Raw genomic sequence first — 19,067 nt, forward strand, 5'->3', positions numbered from 1 at the left:
CCTGACTAGGTAGGACTTTCTTAATTACGAATTACGTTCGCGTAGCGTGCCGGAGGCTCTACTACGAATTACGAATTCGTATTAACTCTTGCCCTATTAAGCGAAATTAGTATGGCTACGTCACACTGCGCGAACAGAAATTAAAGTGGATTCTTACAGATTTAACGATTCTTCAGTGAAATTACTATAAAGAATCAACGATGAATTTCTCAGGGATGTAGCAAATATCTTGATGTAACCTGGTAATTGCCGTATATTAATCGCTATGCTTAACAAAAAAATTAATATAGCTTGTTTGAAACTTTATCGAAACAATTCCTGTCTATGTGAATAATCCGAATTTTCACTCTGGTGGATAACTTTAAGTATACACAATACTGTGTTTTGAATAGCACGGCATTATTAGTCTAAAAATCTAGTTATAACCAGCTTTTTCAATTAAATGGTTTTGATAGAGGTGTAAATCATGACTTATATCCTGCGATCGCTCAACAAATATTTGTAAATAAAGAAGTTTTGGTACAAAAACTACTGCATATTTCACCCCAATAAGCCTGAATGAATAAATATATGATGAATGAGGCGTCAACCATGAATCGAATTCGTGACGTAGTACAAAAAGCTTTAGCAACTGGCTATTTGACAGTGGAAGCTGAAAATCAACTACGACAATTGTTGACTACCCGATATGACTTGGAAGATTTTAATGCTTTCATGACTTTGCAGGAAGCCGCCATGACTGGTAAGGTCAAGCAGGAATCTAGAGAGCGCTGTGGCATCAAATAGAGACGTAAGACGCTACATCCTCACCGACGAGAGCGTTTATCATCATCCTCAAAATCCTCATCATCATCAAAAAATTCCCAATCATCATCATCGGCTTGATTGGTAGTCGGCGGCTGATAAGGGGGAATGATTACGCGATAATCGGCATCGTAAACCGATTCAGTTTTTCCCGCAGCCGTATTTTTAGGCTCGCGGTAGCTGTAGGAGTAAACTGAACCAGACTGAGAACCGCTTTTAGTTTCTGATTGACGTTCGTAAATCTTAGAATCTCTAGCAGGTTGAGCTTGAGGATTAGGTTTAGGTGTTTCCTCTGACTTTTCATCAAAGTTCCAGTCATCATCTCTATTGCCATTTGTCTCCCAATCATCAAATACCTCACTGCTAGTAGGCTCTTCTTTTTTACTAGCTGGTGGTGGAGTGGCAGGACGAGATGTAAATTCTTCTCTCTGGGTTGCTTTTGCACGCGCTGAAGTTGTACCTCGGCGTTCGGGTGTTTGGCGTTGTCCTGCCACAAAATAATTCGATAAGTTAAACAAGGTAGCAATCAATATAGATGTGAAAGCACCTGTGGCAGTACTGAACAAAATCCATATCGCTAGTGGTAATGGTTGAGTTCGCACGCCCAAAAATACTAGCGATAGGGCAGGTGAAAAATTTTGAACTAACAACAGCGTTAGTCCTCCCAATACTGCCACTAATAGAATTAAGCGAATTACAGCCATAGCAATTTTGTCAGTTGTCAGTTGTCAGTGGTTAGTTGTCAGTGGTCAGTTGTCAGTCATCAGTCTGATTACTCTTCACCAATTACTGTTCACTGACTACTGACACTATCAGCCATCTCTATCATTACCCTTTTAGGACTATTGTGAAATTTCTGAGTCCACTGGCAGGGTTAGCGACGGCCTTCCCACCTCTGAATCGGGATGCAGTCAATATCTAGTTGATCTAAAGCACGGGCAACTACAAAATCAACTAAATCCTCGATGGTTTGCGGATTATGATACCAAGCAGGAATAGCAGGGACAATTCTTACTCCAACTTCAGCTAAAGAGGTTAAGTTACGCAAGTGGATGAGGCTAAAAGGCGTTTCACGAGGAACAATGACCAGTTTTCGCCCTTCTTTGAGTTGGACATCTGCCGCCCGTTCTAGTAAATCGGAACTCAAGCCAGCGGCTAGCTTTGCCACTGTACTCATACTGCATGGAATAATTAACATCCCCAGAGTAGCGAAGGAACCACTGGCAATTCCGGCTCCAACATCACCCCAAGGATGGCAACGGAGTTTACCCGAAAGGGCAACTCCAGCTTGCTCCCGCCAAAATTGCTCTTGTGCGGTTGGTTCTGGTGGCATCCGAATTTCCTGTTCTGACTGCCAAACCATGTAAGTAGATTTAGAGGCAACCAATTCAATACTGTAATCCGCTTCGAGCAAAAATTTGATTGCGCGAACAGCGTAAATCAGACCAGATGCGCCCGATACGCCTAAAATTAGAGGTTTAGTGTTATTTGACACGTAAGGTTTAGTTTATAAGAGGCAGGGGGTAGGGGGCAGAGGGGCAGAGAGGAAAGAACTTGGTATTTGAACTCTCCCCTGCTCCCCTGCTCCCTGCTCCCTGCTCCCCTGCTTTTTCACTTTACTCATCCTCAGAGTAAGGGTCTAGGTCATCAGGCTCCATATCATTTGGTAAGTAGAGGTCTGAAAGATCGTCATTGGAGCCATTACCACTTAAACCTTTAGGTACGCCATCGCTGCCGACTGTTACCAAATCAATTTGTTGACGGTAGTAATCGACACTCTTAACTTGAACGGCGACGCGATCGCCTAGTCTATAAGAAGCGCGATTTTTACGACCAAACAATGCCTGTTGTCTGGCGCGATATTCATACCAATCATCTTTGAGAGAACTGACGTGTACCAATCCTTCCACCCTCAAAGGCACACCAGGATTACTGCTGGACTCCACCTCGGCGGCTGGGACTTCAATTTCCACAAAGAAACCGTAGGATTGAACGCCAGTAATCACACCTTGAAATACCTGTCCGATGCGTTGCTTCATCAGTTGGGCTTTTTGCAGTCCAGCTAAATCGGCTTCGGCTTCTTGGACTTCTTTTTCTCGGTCGTTGAGTTGGACAATTACCCTAGTCAAATCGCTTTGCAGTTCTTGTTGCAATTCTGGGGGTAAAACGTTCCAGTTAATTTCCTCGTGGCTAGAGGAGTGGCGCAAGTTAACCCGCTCTCTGACACGGGTATTGCGGCGATCGCGTCCGTTTTCGAGTAGGCTGTAATACACTCTCTGCATCAGCAAATCTGGATAACGTCGCAATGGGGCGCTAAAGTGGACATATTGGGGTAGTGCCAGACCAAAGTGAGATCCTTTAGTGGTGCTATATGCCGACGGTTTAAGGGTATCTTGCAACAAGTAAGTCAGAACTTGCTCAGAGGGAGATTCCGCAAAAGCTGTGGTCAAATGCTGATAATCTAAAGGTTGGATATCGACTTCTGGATCTAGTGTGAGGTCAACGCCTAAATTGACTGCCAATTTCAGCATTTCTTGGACATCTTCGACATCGGGTGTACCTTGGACTCGCCAGATAGCAGGAACACCAAGAGCATTTAAGTGAGTTGCAACCAGTTGATTAACTAACAGTACCAACTCCGTGAGTAGCGATCGCACTGGTAAATCGTTCACCACCACAGCGCCAAGAATCCCTTCATCATAGTAGGCGTTTTGACTGGGCGGCAGATTCAACTGGAGGCTACCACGAGTCAACCTTACCTGTTTGACGGCTGTTTGCAAGGCTTGGAGGTCTTGCACTACTTGGACGGCCTGTGGAGATTGATTGTCAGCATCACCTGTGAGAATTGCTTGAGCTTGTTCAGTACTCAATGCAGTCTCGACGTTAATTACACTGGGTTGAATTTCCCACTCCAGCACTTCTCCCGATTGGGGATCAATGGTAATTAAGAAAGAGATGGTTAAGCGATCGCTCCCAGGTACTAAAGAACAGCGTTCTGCTACCACTGGAGGCAATATTGGCAACACCAATTCTCCCAGATACACTGACTTACCGCGTTTTAATGCTTCTCTATCTAAAGCTTCGTCAGGTTGGACATAGTGAGAAACATCGGTGATATGAACGCCCAAAAGCCAATTTCCGGCTAAGTTTTTTTCTAAACTAAAAGCGTTTTCTATAATCTTGGTGTTGCCATTTACCCCTTCAATAGTGAGAGTAAACAAATTACGCAAATCCAGGCGATTTTTCAGGTCTGCTTTGAGTAGCTTTTTGGGCAACTTAGCGGCGGCTTCTAGAACATGATCCGGAAAAGTCCGAGAAAGGTCGTGTTTGCACGTAACTAAATCTATATCAGCAGCAGCTTCGGCATCGCTACCGAGGATTTGCACTACTCGACCAAGGGGAGGATATTGTGCCAATGGGTAACGTAAAACTTCCACATGAACTAGGTGATCGATCGCTTCTTCTAACTTTGCCTCGTTAGGTTGAATTTTCAGTTCAAACAGCAATCGGTCATCTAAAGGCACAGCCCTAAAACCAGTTTCTACCTGCTTAATTCGTGCCAATAAAGTATGGTTAGAACGTTCGAGAATCAGCTTCACCTCCCCTTCAGGAGAGCGGCGACGGCTGCCTTCCTTGAGAACTCTTACCAAAACGCGATCGCCATTCCAAGCATTACTCAAATGACTTTCGCGGATGTAAATATCCTCGGCTCCTTCCACATCTTGAATAGCAAAGCAAAAGCCTTTACTAGAACAACGGAGTTTTGCCTCGATTATTCCCTCTTCTGAAACACGACGGTACTTGCCCCGTTCTTTCACTAAAATACCGATTTTTTCGAGAACATCTAAAGCAATGTGAAGTTTCTGTAAGCTTTTTTCATCTTCACAGCCAAGTTTCTTTTCTAAAACCTTCCGAGCTACCAATTTATCATCGGTGAAATTGGCAAGGAGTGTAGCGATTGAAAATTCCATGCAGTGAACCGACCTTTGGTCAAAACATCATTTGTTGTTTAATCTGGTTCATTCCTGTATACCCTCACGGCTTACAGAAACAAGCTGGAAACGAATTGCCCAGAGGTAAGGCTTCCCAAGTTCTAAGGAAAGGAAACCCAACCCCAGCCCTGTGGGAAACTACTCCAGCAGTTCCGAGCAAAGGAAGCCTACCCACGGACAACTCTGGACATCTACGAACTTCTCACTGCACGATGCTCTCAGAATTCGCCTGCGTTCAAGTTCCTTCACCTAACCAAACTTAAGATTGCACGCCTGTTTAAGATTTAGCCCCGCTAGTTAATTACGCGACGGGTTTTTGAGAAGCTGGGTTTTGGATAATCCATACTGCCCAAAAGCGCTATGCAGGGGAGCCACTGCCGTCAAGTGGCGTGGAAACTACAGGTGTCTGATTGTCTAGAGTGAAGGTAATTTTACGCCATTAGAACCTGATTTTTTACTAGGAGGAACTGCCGGTGAACCCAATTTTCCCACATGTAGAATCGGTAACAATTAGGTCAGCAGCTTAATAAGCAGTGAGGGCGAACCTTATCTCCATTATTGTAGATTTAGAGCGCACTTCCAGAAAATAGTTCTAGATATCTAGTTGGGTAATCAGTATAGCATTGCAAGCAAGACTACCCAGACAAGTTAGCACTAGCCAAAAATTTCGTCAAAAAACAGCTACTGCTACAATTGGGACACGAGATAAAGCATTAAAAGGGACTGGGGATTGGGTATTAGGGATATAGGATTAAAATAATTCTTTCCCCTGTCCCAGTCCCCAATCCCAAGTACCCAACAGATTTAGATTGGTAGCAGTATTATGTTGGCTCAATTCCAGAGCTTGTATCCCAACGGCAGCCTGATTTCTGAATTAGTGCAAATTTTTCAAGGAAAATATATTGTTCGGGCAAGCGTACAAATTGAAGGCGTAACCCGTGCGACGGGTATGGCAGCAGCAGAAACAATAGAAGCAGCAGAAGACCAAGCCAGAACTAGGGCGTTGATAGTTTTGGGTATTACAAATGCCGCACCCGAATCAGTGGCATTTAGCTCAAATCCAATTTCCCCAGCACAGGTAAATCCTTCTTTGAATACCAAAGCAGGATTGAGTGAGTCTACTTATTCCTCTGCAAAAGAGGGGGATTCTGTTAGTAGTCAATGGCCAGTGGTCAGCGATAAGGAAATATCTATCCCACCCTCCAAAGTCCGCAACATCAAACCAGAAGTAGTAACAAGCAGTAACGAACAGTACGAGTACAGCAATGCTGCACCTCTACTAAGCGATACCTATAGTCAGGATTTAAGTCAAAACTTTCCTGTAACTGCTGACCGGGAGCCAGAATTCGATCTTCCAGTTGAAAAATTAGAAATAACCTTTGATAACCAGGTAGAAAATCAAACCTTTCCCCCAATTTCTGCTAATAATGTCACACCATTTACACCTCGGAGTTACACGCCTCAAGAGGATGTAACTACTCTACCTGTGGCAGGAAAGAGAAAGAAGAAAGCTGAACCCGTAGATTTATCAGATGTCATTGCTAAAACAGATGTCGAACTTCAGCGTCTAGGCTGGACACCAGAACAGGGACGGGAGCATCTAATTAAAACCTACGGTAAGCGGGGTAGAACTTTGCTTACTGAAGAAGAATTACACGGATTCCTCAAATTCCTTCAATCTGAGCCAGATCCAATAGCGGGATTTTGATTGGTCATTAGTCATTAGTCATTAGTCATTAGTCATTTGCAAGGGCTAATGACTAATAACGTAGGCTATTGAAACAGTAATGAAGCTATGGAACCTGGGAATTTTGGTGAAGTAATTGCTCAAACAGATGTTGAGATGCAGCGACTAGGCTGGACAACAGACCGGGGGCGGGAGCATCTCAAAAAAACTTATGGGAAGCGATCGCGTTTTTTACTGACAGAATTAGAATTACTAGACTTCCTCCAATACCTTGCATCTCAACCGTTAGACGAAGTTGTTACTGCCAAAATTAATGTTGAAATTGAAGAGTTATGTTGGACACAACAGCAGGGACAAATTAATGGTGAAATCGAACGCTTATGTTGGATGAAGGAAGAAGAACAGAAGTATAAGTATGTCATCAAAACTTCTAGCAAGCAAAATAAGAATTTGCTTACCCAAGAAGAATTATTAGAATTCGTCAAATACTTAGAATCTGAACCTACAGTAGAATACCCCAGCAATCTTGATACAGAAGATGAAGAATTCCAAGATTTATCTGAGGTATTAGCAAAAACTGATGTTGAAATGCAGCGTTTAGGTTGGACACTAGAACAGGGACGCGAACATCTAATTAAAATTTATAGGAAGCGATCGCGTACTTTACTAACTGAAGAAGAATTACACCAATTCCTCAAATATCTCCAATCGCAGCCAGACCCATTAGCAGGATTTTGATTAGTCAATAGCCATTAGCAAAAGACTAATGACTAATGACTAATGACTAGACAGCAGCAACAGCTGGGCGGCTACCAGCAGCGTGGCGGTCAATCACTTGGTCAATCAAACCGTAGTCTCTGGCTTCCTCTGGTGACATGAAGAAGTCACGTTCAGTATCTTCAGCAATGCGCTCAATTGGTTGACCTGTATGGTCGGCTAAATAGTCATTTAGCCGCTTTTTGTGGTACAAAATTTCCCGCGCCTGAATTTCAATATCAGTCGCCTGTCCTTGAGCGCCACCGAGAGGTTGATGAATCATAATCCGAGAATGGGGTAAACTCATCCGCTTACCCTTAGTACCCGCGCTGAGGAGGAAAGCGCCCATACTCGCCGCCAATCCGGTACAAATTGTACAGACATCAGGGCGAATATGTTTCATAGTGTCAAAAATGCCCATACCAGCCGTCACCGAACCACCGGGAGAATTGATGTACATATAAATGTCCTTCTCCGGGTCTTCAGCATCCAAATACAGCAGTTGGGCAACAATCAAGTTAGCAATGTTGTTGTCAACTTGTTGTCCCAAAAAGATGATGCGCTCACGCAACAGCCGTGAGTAGATGTCAAAGGCGCGTTCACCTCGACCCGATTGTTCAATAACGATAGGAATCATGGAAGCGTGTTTGTGGCTACTTTAAATACATTTTATCGGTGACAGCACGAAACTGGGGTTTATCTCTACTGTTCCTAAGCAGATAATTTAAACCTTTATCGTTTTCCCCTGTTTCTTTGCCTCTTTCTCAACCTCTAAGGGCACTTTTTGTCCGTAAAAGGTGTCTAAGAGAATATCCCATGTCGGGAAAACAAATCAAAAAACTTCAATTATCGCCAACCTCATAATCTCGGCCTTTGCTGAGTAACTTTGGCGATGTAGTTATTAAACCGATAACCGAAATCAAACTTGCTTAGGGACTTATCTTAGCTTTATGTAACATTTTAAACATTTTTTTAGGATTTCCCTCAGCAATTATCAAGTTATTTTTGTTAGATTCGGTAAATCGATAGTACGAGGTGTATTCAGAATAACCAGTCCTAATTGAAATGCTATCCATTCACAAGAGACGTGCCATGCTGGAAAAACTTATACAAGCCGCCATCATCACCTTCTTGCTCCACCTGATAGCAGGACTTAGCCCCAATACTTTAATTCAGTCAAAGACAGCATCACCTGTACAAGAAACACCACCAAATATTGTTAGCTTGCTATTGCGATCTTTTCAGTAAAAATATTTCACAACTTATACAGGTGTTGGCGATATCAATGACATGCTACTACCTCCTAACCAAGGGCTAACTAGTTCGTAGGGTTAGCTGTACATCTACATAGCTGTAGAGGCTAACACTCTTGGGAACAAGGTAGACTGAGCAAAGAAGGCAACTATTTGCATTTGATCATGACTAATCGCCTTGCTGAAGCTAAGAGCCTCTATCTCCGCAAACACGCCGAAAACCCCATTGATTGGTGGCCTTGGTGTGACGAAGCGCTTGCAACTGCAAGGGCGCAAAATAAACCAATTTTTCTCTCCATTGGTTACTCTAGTTGCCACTGGTGTACTGTCATGGAAGGCGAAGCTTTTTCTGATAGTGCGATCGCTGATTACATGAATGCTAATTATCTTCCCATCAAAGTAGACAGGGAAGAAAGACCTGACCTCGATAGCATTTATATGCAAGCTTTGCAGATGATGAGCGGTCAAGGAGGTTGGCCTTTAAATATTTTTCTTTCCCCAGAAGATTTAGTGCCGTTTTATGCTGGGACTTATTTTCCTGTAGACCCGCGCTATGGTCGTCCAGGATTTTTGCAGGTGTTGCAAGCCCTTCGCCGTTATTACGACACCGAAAAACAAGAATTACAGCAACGCAAAGCCTTAATTATTGAGTCTCTGCTCACGTCTGCGGTATTGCAGGACGGTACAACAGATGAGCTTGAAGACCGTGAATTACTCCGCCAAGGTTGGGAAACCAGCACAGGTGTAATTACTCCTAACAAATCTGGTAATAGCTTTCCGATGATTCCCTATACAGAATTAGCACTGCGGGGAACTCGATTTAATTTTGAATCTCGCTATGATGGCAAGCAAGTTTCTACCCAGCGGGGACTAGACTTAGCGCTGGGAGGGATTTATGACCATGTAGCTGGTGGTTTTCATCGCTATACTGTTGACCCGACTTGGACAGTACCGCATTTTGAAAAGATGCTCTACGACAATGGGCAGATTGTGGAGTATCTCGGAAATTTATGGAGTGCAGGAGTTCAAGAATCAGCTTTTGAGAGAGCCGTTGCTGGTACTGTACAATGGCTAAAGCGGGAAATGACCGCACCGGAAGGTTACTTCTATGCTTCTCAAGATGCCGATAGCTTTACCCAAGCCACGGCGGTAGAACCAGAAGAAGGAGCTTTTTATGTTTGGAGTTACAGCGAAGTCCAACAACTCTTAACGCCGGAAGAATTAACGGAATTACAAGAAGAATTTACTGTTACCCCTAACGGTAACTTTGAAGGAAGTAATGTTTTACAAAGAAGGAATTCAGATAAACTGAGTGCAACGCTAGAAACAGCACTGAGCAAGCTGTTTACCGCTCGTTACGGCGTTAGTAGTTCTGAGTCCTTAGAAACTTTTCCCCCGGCTCGTAACAACCAGGAAGCAAAAACCACTAACTGGCCGGGTCGCATTCCCTCGGTGACAGATACAAAGATGATTGTCGCCTGGAATAGTTTGATGATTTCTGGACTAGCTAAGGCTGCTGGTGTTTTCCAAGAACCATCATATTTGGAATTAGCAGCACGAGCGGCGAATTTTATTTTGGAAAATCAGTTTGTAGATGGGCGTTTTCAGCGACTCAATTATCAAGGCGAACCAACCGTTTTAGCCCAATCTGAAGATTACGCCTTTTTTATTAAAGCTCTGCTAGATTTACAAGCTTCCAACCCTGAGCATGAACAATGGTTAGAAAATGCGATCGCTATTCAAGATGAATTCAACGAATTTCTCTGGAGTGTGGAATTAGGTGGGTATAATAACACATCAAGAGATTCTAGTCAAGATTTAATTGTCAGAGAGCGGAGTTATGCGGATAATGCTACACCATCAGCCAATGGAATTGCGATCGCTAACCTTGTCCGTCTGGCTCTACTCACCGATAATTTAGATTATTTGGATTTAGCCGAACTTGGTTTGAAAGCTTTTAAAAGTGTGATGCATCGCGCTCCCCAAGCTTGTCCCAGCTTATTTACAGCCTTGGATTGGTATCGTAATTCTACGTTGATTCGCAGCACCACTGAGCAAATAAACTCGCTGATCCCCAAGTTTTTACCATCGGCGGTGTTTGCCATCACATCGGATTTACCAGAGGGTAGCGTTGGCTTAGTTTGCCAAGGTTTGAAGTGTCTTGCACCAGCAGAAAGTGTAGAGCATTTATTGCAGCAAGTGGAGAAAAGTCAGGTAAGGGCGTGAAATAGATTTTATTTGCCATCTCGACTGAGGTCTAGTTCTTCGGTGAGTTCAGCTAGGGGAGATTGACGGAAAAACTCTGAGAGTTTGCTTGGTTGATCTGGTTGGGTGTTATTGTGTGTCGTCAGGCTTTGGGCAAGGAGTTGAATGATGTACAGTTTATCGTTGGGGGAAAGCTGAAGGAGTTGTTGTTCGAGTTCTTGGATAGCCATGATGGGGTTTAAGTAGAAGATAAATTTATTCTACTTTCAGCGTCAGAGGTTAATCTAGTTTGACTTCTGACTCGTTTTTTACCCTCTATTTTTTTGACGAATGACTATTAACTCATGTAGCAAATTAACCGCCATTGTATTAGCTGGCGGTAAAAGTTCTCGGATGGGTCAAGATAAAGCCTTGATTCCCATTCAAGGAATACCGTTGTTACAGCGAGTTTGTGGGATTGCTCAAAGCTGTGCTGATACTGTTTATATAATCACTCCCTGGCCAGAACGTTATCAAGATTTGCTTTTACCTGGTTGCCAATTTATCCGAGAAGTACCTTTATCTGGAGAATCTCTAGCCCACGGGCCTTTAGTTGGTTTTGCTCAAGGATTAGCCCAAGTGCAGACAGAATGGGTTTTGTTGCTAGCTTGCGATTTACCGAGATTGCGGGTTGAGGTGTTGCAAGATTGGGTAACTAGACTTGATAGCGTGGGGGATAATGCGATCGCAGCTTTAGCCCATCATCCCAAAGGCTGGGAACCTCTGTGTGGTTTCTATCGCCGTCGCTGTTTGCCCGAACTTTTAGAGTTTATCAACCAAGGGGGGCGATCATTTCAGCAATGGCTGCGGCAATATCCGGTAGAAGTTTTGCCTTTACCAGAACCAGAAATGCTATTGAACTGTAATACACCAGAGGACTTGGCTTTAAGTTAATTGAAGAAGATACAGAATTCAGAATCAATGAGTGTGGGATAAGAGATATTAGCAAAATTTTCCTTCTGAATTCTGACTCCTGACTCCTGAATTCTGTATATTTACCGAACGCGACAAAATTTGCGATCGTTATCATTTTGAGGATATTGCCAAGAATAGGCGAAATGGCTAACTCCCTTCAGTTGGGGGGCAAATTTGCGAAGTGCCTGCATTTGCACTTCTAGGGATGGACGATTACTAATCGATTCTCCCCATTTGCCGGCTAAAGCTGGAATCACTTTAGTACCCGGTTTCGCCATACTTAAAACTCGTTGCACTTGCGCCACAATACAACTGGCATTACCGCAATTTCCATAAGACATGGGATGCCACTCTAATGTCGTGGGAAAGCGATCCCAAGGTTGCAAGCGGGAATCATACCCTTGTCCGACAGTTTGGTTGCCATCAGGGAAAAACACTACTCCGGTGGAAACGCCTTGCTGCTTGGCTGGGTAACTAGCTATGTTGACAAAATCTAGAATTCCTTGCATGGCGTGAGCAACTGCTAATTGCCACAATTCCCATTGCAAAAGTGGTTGTCTGTCGGTTGCAGACAGAATTGATTTTTGCGCTGCTGGGGGAATGCGCCCTTGCCAGAGAGGTTCACCTTCTTGGGGATAAAGTTGATCGATCTCCGCGATATCTCCGGCGGTGACATATCCCTTGCTCAAATAGCGGCGAATTAAGTCTAGTCCTTTGTAATTAAGTGCCCGTTTAAATAAAGCTTCTTGAGTTGCGGGACTATATAGCCATAAATCTGAAACTTTGGTGGCAATGGAATCACTTCCTGCTTGTCTAGGATAGCGCACATAGTCTAATAGCAAGCCATCTGGACGACGGCGTAAAACTTCTTTTACTAATTGGTAGTAGTCGCTTTTTGCTTGGGAGTTGTAGGGGTCGATAAATACTTGAGAGCCGTTATCTACAACATATAGGCTGCTTTGACCTTTACCATTGCGAGCGATCGCACTTTCTCGATCTCGACGCTGGGCGTAAGTATAACCGAAATTGTTAGTAAACATCCAGGCATAGACCTTCAAACCGCGTTGCCGACCTTTTTGAATTGCTGTAGCGAGTATATCGATGTTTTCTGTCCCTGGAGTGCGAATTATAGAAGGCCAAACTGTCGGGTTAGCTTTTGCTGGCAATAATACCTGTCCGTCGTAAAATACTTCCAAATTAACTTGGTTATAGCCACGGTTGACAATCCGATCCATAATCTGATCGATTATTCCTGGCTGAATGTCACAGGGATACAAGCGCAACCAAATGGCTTGGATTTGCGGCCAAGTTTTCGTGCGGCACTGCTGTAACTCTTGCGCCTGTTTTTTTAGTAAGTTTTGGTAGCGGGTTTGGGCATCTTGATTGCCTTTGAGCGCTGATAAACGTAATTTTTCTTTTTCTTGCGCCACCGATGATGATAACTGACAATATTGGGTTGCTTGCGCCCTTGCTGGCTCAGTTCCAAAGTTGGGGAGCAACGAACTACTAATGAAAACAACAGCGAATATACGCCGCCAAAATAATGTTGATTTTGCAACGCTCAAAGGATGATTAGACATACCTACCAGTAGATGGACACAATAACAATTCAAAATTCAAAATTCAAAATTCAAAATTAAAGACAATTTCAGACGGGGATTTAAACCCCAACTGAAACTGGGGCTACCTATACAGGTAGGGGTTTTAAACCCTCTTGTTTACGATAATCATCGGCCCCAATTCAGATAATTGTAGGCAACGTGTATCGAATTATATATTTAAGCTGTAATGGTTTTAAAACCTATTTTTTAAGACTGTTAAAGCTCTGTTTGTGTTGCCATATTTTTTATATAAATACATAAATACATTTAGAACATTATAAAATATCTGAATATAAAACAGATTTAATCTACTATTAGGTAGATTCTGCATCTACCTTAAGTTAGTAAAAATCTGCCAAAGCCAGTAATTTTTTTGAAACAAGAATAACTTGACTTTTAGCTCTTGTTATTAAACACATTTTTCAATCTCTGGCGGCGTTGATCCCGCTTGTTGATTTATAGCTATACTGCCAAAAACTATGATTTGCAATTTTTGGATATTTTACTGAATATTTTTTTATGCAATCTTACTCCAGAAGGAATTTTAATATGCGTCGTCATTGGCTCTTATCTGCTTTAGCGGTTTTGATGAGTATAGTTTTAGCTGCTTGCACGACTACAAACACTCAGCAATCACATATAAAAGTTACAAATCCTACTGAGACGGCAAATACCAATTCTCAACAATTATCAACAGAATCAGCAAAAAGAGTTGTTGCTCTTTCTTCTCTTTCTGCGGATATTATCTCTCGACTCGATCCAACAAAAATCGTCGGAATCACTGGTAGTAAATTATTTAAGGATGACTCAAAATTCAAGGATATTCCCCGTGTTAGTGAAGGACAAAATCCACCAAACTTAGAAAAAGTGGTGGCACTAAAACCAGATTTAGTTATTGGTGCAGAGGGTTTTTCTAACATCCCAATTCAAAAACTTCAGCAACTAGGAATTGCAACTTTGCTAGTTAAGGTGAATAACTGGGAATCTCTAGAAGAACTTACTAAAACCCTTGCTAAAAAAATTGATGCCGATCCTCAGCCTTTATTAAATCGTTATAAAACTTTCTTGCCAGAAAAGCCAACTCAGGGTTTTTCTACTCTAGCGTTGGTTAATCGTCAACCAATTTTATCACCGAATAAAAATAGTTGGGCAGGGGATTTGCTGGCAAAATTCCAGGCGAAAAACATCGCGGCAGATTTACAAGGAAAAAGTCCAATTAGTGGCTATGTGACGCTTTCGGCTGAGAAAGTTTTAGAAGCAAATCCCGAGGTGATAATTTTGGTTAATCCTCCACAAGGTAATTCAGAAGCAGGACTTTTAGATTCGCTGAAAAAGGAATCTTTTTGGAAGCAACTACAAGCAACTAAAAATAACCGAGTCTATGTGTTTGATTATTTTGGTTTGGTGAATCCAGGTAGTATAGATGCAATTGAAAAGGCTTGTCAGCAGCTTAAGCAAGTATTGTTTGCACCACAGAATAGTTAGTTGTTAGCTAAATAAATATTATTTGTGAAAATCATAATGCTTTAGAGACCCAACTTCTTTAATAAGTTGGGTATCTCGTTGTTTGTGCTTTTAATCTTTTGCAGAACTAATTGGTTTTTGAGCAAAGGGAATATTTTTTTTACCTTCAGGATAAGCACCTCCAAGACTGCGGAAATACAATCCTCCAATGGTGAGTAAAAAGGTCACATATCCCACTGCTTGCACAAGATAAAGATTGTCTCTGTAACCAAATAAAGATTTGAGAATAATCCCAGGAAATTGCTCGTCAGGCAAGATTGTGGAAGTATTTGAAACCATTGGCCCCAAAATACAAGAATGTACTCTTGTAAAACGTTCGTAATAGAAACACAGGCTTTCTGTAGCACGACTGCTAAGAGCAAGGTTGGCCACAGCTTCGTCAAAATGCTTCAAGCCTGAAACTACCAACCCAGCCACAATTAACACCAAGAAAACGCCCATTACCTGGAAAAACTGGCGGATGTTAATTTTCACACCCCATTTAAATAGCAGCACTCCAATGGCAGTTGCAGCTACCAAACCACCAATAGCACCTAATGCCGGCATGAATCCCTGTTGAAAATTAGCAGCAACGAACAGAACAGTTTCAAAGCCTTCGCGGACAACGGCAATTAAAATTAAAGTAAAAACACCCCAGCCAGCATTTGAGTTTTGTGTCAGTGCTTCTGTTACTGCTCCTTCAACCGTAGCTTTCATGAATCTGGCTTGTTTAGTCATCCAGATTAGCATCCAACTGAGCATGGCGATCGCCAACACACTAAATACACCCTCTAGTGCTGGCTCAACTACAGAGGTATATTGAGGATTCGCTGCTCCCAGTATTTGAATTACCCAACTGAATAGCACACCGATAAAGGCACTGACGACAATACCAACGCCAACACCCGCATATACCCAAGAGTTAAGTCGGGATTGTTTAGCTTTTTTCAGCAAAGCTAGCACAATCCCAACAACAAGGGCAGCTTCCACTCCTTCTCGGAGCGTTATTACAAAAGTAGGTAGAGCAGTACTAAAATCCATCTTTTTTCCTTTGTCTTTTGTCATTAGTCATTAGTCAGTTGTCCTACCCTGCGGGTTCGCCCTTGGTGTTCTCGAAGAGTAGCCGCTGGCGCGTCTATGTCATTTGAATTTTTTTGACTAATGACCAATGACTTTTAGCTAAAATCGCGTAACATCTTTTTCAGTTCGAGATTGTGCATCTCTTCTTGCCCAATCATGCCACGAGCGAATTCTTCCAGATAAATACTAGCATTGGTGACAGTTTCGAGGAGGTTTTTATACAGATCCAATGCTTTTTTTTCGTGGGATAAGCTTTCTTCCAAGATATCCTTGACTTTATGCCGATAGGTTTCTTCCATTGGGGCAATTTTCAGTGAGGGATGCCCATCTAAACCGGTAAGAATTTCTCCTACTTGTTCAGCATGAAGTAAAGACTCGCTTGCCTGTGCTTTGAAAAAAGCCACAATTGGAATACGGTTAGGGCCAGTCACCATCAAAGAATAATGTGTATAACGCACTACTCCTGCTAGTTCAAATTCCATGATGGCATTCAGCAGGTCAATGGTTTTTTTCTGGTCAAGTTCTTGCATCAGTTGTTAGTTAAAGTAACGAATGGAATGTCAGAAGTTAGGAGGAAGTAATTCGTAATTAATAACTCCTAACTTCTAACGATTTCATCATTTTAAACTCCTTAGCATCAGCTTTCCATTAAAACAAACTGTTATCGCTGTGCTTGGGTATTAGATTTGTCAACGACTTTTTGAGAGTTTTCCTCAATGGTTTTTACGAGCTTGGTAACATCACTAGTTGTTTTGACTGCTTTCGCTGGTGGGATGGCGGAAGGCCAAACTTTTATGAGTTCAGCAAAACTAGCATCGATCGCTTTGTGGGCTTCGGGATCTGCTTGAGCTACTTGACTAGAAATTCCTTTGTATAAATCATTGGCATAAAAGACAAAACCACGGGAATCTTGATACTCAATTGGCGCGGTTATTTTACCATTTGCGATCGCAGCGCCATATTCAGAGTTAGCTGAATCTAGCAATTCGTTAATTACCTGTAGCACAAATCCCGGTTTTGAGCGTTGAGCTTCTGGCAAAGCTGCGATCGCTCCGTCAACTGCTTGCACTGAAGAAGTAAAATTAGTTTTAACTTTGCTATCCTTCGGATTAGATTTTACTAAATCTTGCAAACTTACCAATGTTGTCTTAAATTCTTTGACTTTGCGCTCATTTAATTGATCTTCTACATCAACATAAATCTCCTCAACTGGATGTCCAATATGAGGTTCTGCTTGTTTCGGTTGATTCTGATCTAGCAGTTCTCGTGCTACTAAAAGATGCCCTTTCATTAAACCCAACTTACTCATGTAGTCAACATCTTTGGCTTCACCAGTAAGCGCCACTTCTTGAACACCAACCTGGTCTTTAATTTGGTCGAACTGCTCTTGAGTAATTACTTTTTTAGTGACTAAATCTTCTGGTTTACCATAAGGACGACCTGCCTGGATTTTGTTAGATAAAGCTGGAACACCTAGTTTAGCTTCAAACTTATCTAATTCTGACAAGATAGCACTATTAATGTTAATTTTTTCTTTGCTACCATGACCGCTATGGCTGTTACTACTTACTGCCTCTGTAGCTGGAGTGCTAGCAACTGGTGCTGATGGGTTTTCTGCGGTTGGTGTACTGGTACAAGAACTCAAGCTAACTATTAGGGCTGCTGCTGCTGTTAAACAGACATAACGAAGTTTTATCATTTTTGCTTCTCACACAACTAAAAAAGTATTAATTGAAACATTCCAAACTATTACTAGAAGCTAGTTTGTTTGACACGTTGTAGTAGACTTTACTGTGACATATAATGACACTTTTTATCAACTAGTTGAATTAAAATTTTAATAAATTAATTACAAATTATCTCTTTAAGAATTTTTCACAGTATTTTGAGAGTTGCTCTCACTAAGTACTTCAAATTGACCCATGCAACCGTTTTCTGCGATCGCATCCTGATGAGGATGAAACATATACTTACCTGGGTAGCGAAAAGCAAATTCTAAGATGTGCCTTTCTGCTACACCCATCGTAATTACATCTGCTTTCTCGCTAGGAGTCATACTCATGCCATAGCGATAGACATCAAAGAAGTTGGCGTGGAGATGAAAGGTTACTGCTGGATCGTATTCAATGATGTTAAGCACATACACCCGAATTAACTGATCTTTGTAAATACGAATGGGATTATGCATGTAATAGTGAGGCAAACCGTTGAAGGCATAATAATCGTTATGACTATCATCATTCACGTCATACCCGCCCATCACTAGTACAATCTCATCAGCTGGGGGACGAGGAGTAGGTGGATCGATGATAAACATTCCATACAGTCCCTTCGCAATGTGACGGGTGACTGGTTCAATATGGCAGTGGTATAAGTGAACGCCATAAGGTTCAGCATCAAATTCATAAATTGTGGCACTACCATTACTGACTGGGCGAATACCATCCATTTCCGCCGGATGAACCCCATGAAAATGCAACGAGTGAGAATGTCCCGCATTGTTGAGAAATAGTATCCGAATGCGATCGCCTTGTTTTGCCCGTAGCGTTGGCCCTGGAATGCGACCATTTAAATCCCAGATGTTGTAAGAGACAGCACTATTGAGCTTGATGATGGAAGTACCAGCAGTTAGCTGAAATTCGCGGATAGTCCGCCCATTTTCTTGCTTTACCGTTCCATAATCAAAATCCCTTAACACCTTCATCGGGTTATTAACATCGTCCGGCGTTTCCATCTCGAATGGTGGAACTTTGACGATTGACTTACTTTGTAGATTTAGCATCTGCCAAAGTCCAGCTGCACCAGTCACTCCAGCACCTACTAGGCCCAGCTTCAATAATTCACGGCGGCTCCAAGGCTTTCCGTTACCTAGAGCGAAGTTGTTGGGCATGACATTTCGTTACGGTTAGCGTCAAAAAAGAATTGCAAAAGATTTGCAATTGCTTTTAAATATTAGAGGAATTGGTAATTATTGTCAATAATTTGAGAGGACTTCAAAACTACTATTTAAGTTGTTAAATTTAGAGCTAAGGAAAATTCACTCTCAGAAAATAGCTAAATTTCTCAATATTAAGTTAAGTGATTTATACACTAGCTTCTGTATAAATAATATTCAGAATCAAGCTAACTTTTTCCTGCTGATTGCTTTAGTAGTACTTATACCAATTTAATATGAAGCTGCATATAATAGGGAGAAGCCAACTCCTAAGTTTAAATAGCCATGAGCCGCCCG

The 19,067-nt window shown here is 42.2% G+C and carries 18 protein-coding genes and 1 pseudogene; 8 read left to right on the plus strand and 11 right to left on the minus strand.

The genetic code is table 11. From position 1 onward, the window contains the following. Window positions 1-415 precede the first annotated feature (415 nt). The gene (locus RMZ41_RS31425; RefSeq protein ID WP_322640178.1) at window positions 416-544 is read right to left on the minus strand and encodes a hypothetical protein; all 129 of its coding nucleotides are present in this window, start codon (window positions 542-544) and stop codon (window positions 416-418) included. A gap of 47 nt (window positions 545-591) precedes the next feature. Here RMZ41_RS31425 and RMZ41_RS31430 point away from each other — a divergent pair, with 47 nt between their 5' ends. Then, window positions 592-786: a hypothetical protein gene (locus tag RMZ41_RS31430; protein WP_190895038.1), complete on the plus strand. Its 195-nt coding sequence runs from the start codon at window positions 592-594 to the stop codon at window positions 784-786. A gap of 20 nt (window positions 787-806) precedes the next feature. Here RMZ41_RS31430 and RMZ41_RS31435 read toward each other — a convergent pair whose 3' ends face one another. From RMZ41_RS31435 to RMZ41_RS31445, 3 genes are all read right to left on the minus strand, one after another. Then, window positions 807-1,508, minus strand: a complete 702-nt coding sequence (locus tag RMZ41_RS31435; RefSeq protein ID WP_322640179.1) for a LapA family protein — start codon at window positions 1,506-1,508, stop codon at window positions 807-809. 170 nt (window positions 1,509-1,678) lie between these two features. Beyond that, the gene (locus RMZ41_RS31440; RefSeq protein WP_322640180.1) at window positions 1,679-2,299 is read right to left on the minus strand and encodes a flavin prenyltransferase UbiX; all 621 of its coding nucleotides are present in this window, start codon (window positions 2,297-2,299) and stop codon (window positions 1,679-1,681) included. Between the two features lie 121 nt (window positions 2,300-2,420). After that, complete coding sequence (locus RMZ41_RS31445) at window positions 2,421-4,775, minus strand: ribonuclease R family protein (protein ID WP_322640181.1); 2,355 nt, start codon at window positions 4,773-4,775, stop codon at window positions 2,421-2,423. Between RMZ41_RS31445 and RMZ41_RS31450 the strand changes: the two genes are divergently transcribed. The 3 genes and pseudogenes from RMZ41_RS31450 to RMZ41_RS31460 all read left to right on the plus strand — a co-directional run. Then, entirely contained in the window at window positions 4,763-5,059 is a 297-nt protein-coding gene (locus tag RMZ41_RS31450; protein WP_322640182.1) for a hypothetical protein, read from the plus strand. The two genes, RMZ41_RS31445 and RMZ41_RS31450, sit on opposite strands and share 13 nt — an antisense overlap. Window positions 5,060-5,619: 560 nt before the next feature. After that, a complete protein-coding gene (locus RMZ41_RS31455) occupies window positions 5,620-6,504 on the plus strand; it encodes a hypothetical protein (RefSeq protein WP_322640183.1) in 885 nt (294 codons plus the stop codon). A gap of 531 nt (window positions 6,505-7,035) precedes the next feature. Further along, window positions 7,036-7,221: pseudogene (locus RMZ41_RS31460) on the plus strand (hypothetical protein); the annotation flags it as partial. Window positions 7,222-7,267: 46 nt separating this feature from the next. On the opposite strand, the gene clpP reads toward RMZ41_RS31460, so the two are convergent. After that, entirely contained in the window at window positions 7,268-7,876 is a 609-nt protein-coding gene (gene clpP / locus RMZ41_RS31465) for an ATP-dependent Clp endopeptidase proteolytic subunit ClpP (protein WP_322640184.1), read from the minus strand. 455 nt (window positions 7,877-8,331) lie between these two features. Between clpP and RMZ41_RS31470 the strand changes: the two genes are divergently transcribed. Together RMZ41_RS31470 and RMZ41_RS31475 are read left to right on the plus strand one after the other, a co-directional pair. Continuing rightward, entirely contained in the window at window positions 8,332-8,487 is a 156-nt protein-coding gene (locus RMZ41_RS31470; protein WP_179072865.1) for a hypothetical protein, read from the plus strand. 170 nt (window positions 8,488-8,657) lie between these two features. Continuing rightward, window positions 8,658-10,718, plus strand: coding sequence for a thioredoxin domain-containing protein (locus RMZ41_RS31475; RefSeq protein WP_322640185.1), 2,061 nt, complete (start codon window positions 8,658-8,660; stop codon window positions 10,716-10,718). An 8-nt stretch (window positions 10,719-10,726) separates the two neighbouring features. Here the strand turns inward: RMZ41_RS31475 and RMZ41_RS31480 are convergent, their stop codons facing one another. After that, complete coding sequence (locus RMZ41_RS31480) at window positions 10,727-10,927, minus strand: hypothetical protein (protein ID WP_322640186.1); 201 nt, start codon at window positions 10,925-10,927, stop codon at window positions 10,727-10,729. Window positions 10,928-11,027: 100 nt separating this feature from the next. On the opposite strand from RMZ41_RS31480, the gene RMZ41_RS31485 reads away from it, so the two are divergent. Then, window positions 11,028-11,630 carry a molybdenum cofactor guanylyltransferase gene (locus tag RMZ41_RS31485; protein ID WP_322640187.1) on the plus strand — a complete coding sequence of 201 codons (603 nt, stop codon included), beginning with the start codon at window positions 11,028-11,030 and terminating at the stop codon, window positions 11,628-11,630. Between the two features lie 101 nt (window positions 11,631-11,731). On the opposite strand, the gene RMZ41_RS31490 is transcribed toward RMZ41_RS31485, so the two are convergent. Next, window positions 11,732-13,231, minus strand: a complete 1,500-nt coding sequence (locus tag RMZ41_RS31490; protein ID WP_322640188.1) for a family 10 glycosylhydrolase — start codon at window positions 13,229-13,231, stop codon at window positions 11,732-11,734. Between the two features lie 570 nt (window positions 13,232-13,801). On the opposite strand from RMZ41_RS31490, the gene RMZ41_RS31495 reads away from it, so the two are divergent. Next, window positions 13,802-14,737, plus strand: coding sequence for an ABC transporter substrate-binding protein (locus RMZ41_RS31495; RefSeq protein WP_322640189.1), 936 nt, complete (start codon window positions 13,802-13,804; stop codon window positions 14,735-14,737). A gap of 90 nt (window positions 14,738-14,827) precedes the next feature. Here RMZ41_RS31495 and RMZ41_RS31500 read toward each other — a convergent pair whose 3' ends face one another. The 4 genes from RMZ41_RS31500 to RMZ41_RS31515 all read right to left on the minus strand — a co-directional run bounded on the left by RMZ41_RS31500 (window position 14,828) and on the right by RMZ41_RS31515 (window position 18,725). Beyond that, entirely contained in the window at window positions 14,828-15,796 is a 969-nt protein-coding gene (locus RMZ41_RS31500) for an FTR1 family protein (protein WP_322640206.1), read from the minus strand. A gap of 134 nt (window positions 15,797-15,930) precedes the next feature. Beyond that, window positions 15,931-16,365: a bacterioferritin gene (locus tag RMZ41_RS31505; protein WP_174708794.1), complete on the minus strand. Its 435-nt coding sequence runs from the start codon at window positions 16,363-16,365 to the stop codon at window positions 15,931-15,933. Between the two features lie 131 nt (window positions 16,366-16,496). Continuing rightward, on the minus strand, window positions 16,497-17,534 hold the full coding sequence (locus RMZ41_RS31510) for a helix-hairpin-helix domain-containing protein (protein WP_322640190.1): 1,038 nt from the start codon (window positions 17,532-17,534) through the stop codon (window positions 16,497-16,499). Between the two features lie 165 nt (window positions 17,535-17,699). After that, complete coding sequence (locus RMZ41_RS31515) at window positions 17,700-18,725, minus strand: multicopper oxidase domain-containing protein (RefSeq protein ID WP_322640191.1); 1,026 nt, start codon at window positions 18,723-18,725, stop codon at window positions 17,700-17,702. Window positions 18,726-19,067 lie beyond the last annotated feature (342 nt).

Source organism: Nostoc sp. DedVER02, from assembly GCF_034530675.2.
In the GTDB taxonomy this organism is placed as follows: Bacteria; Cyanobacteriota; Cyanobacteriia; order Cyanobacteriales; family Nostocaceae; genus Nostoc.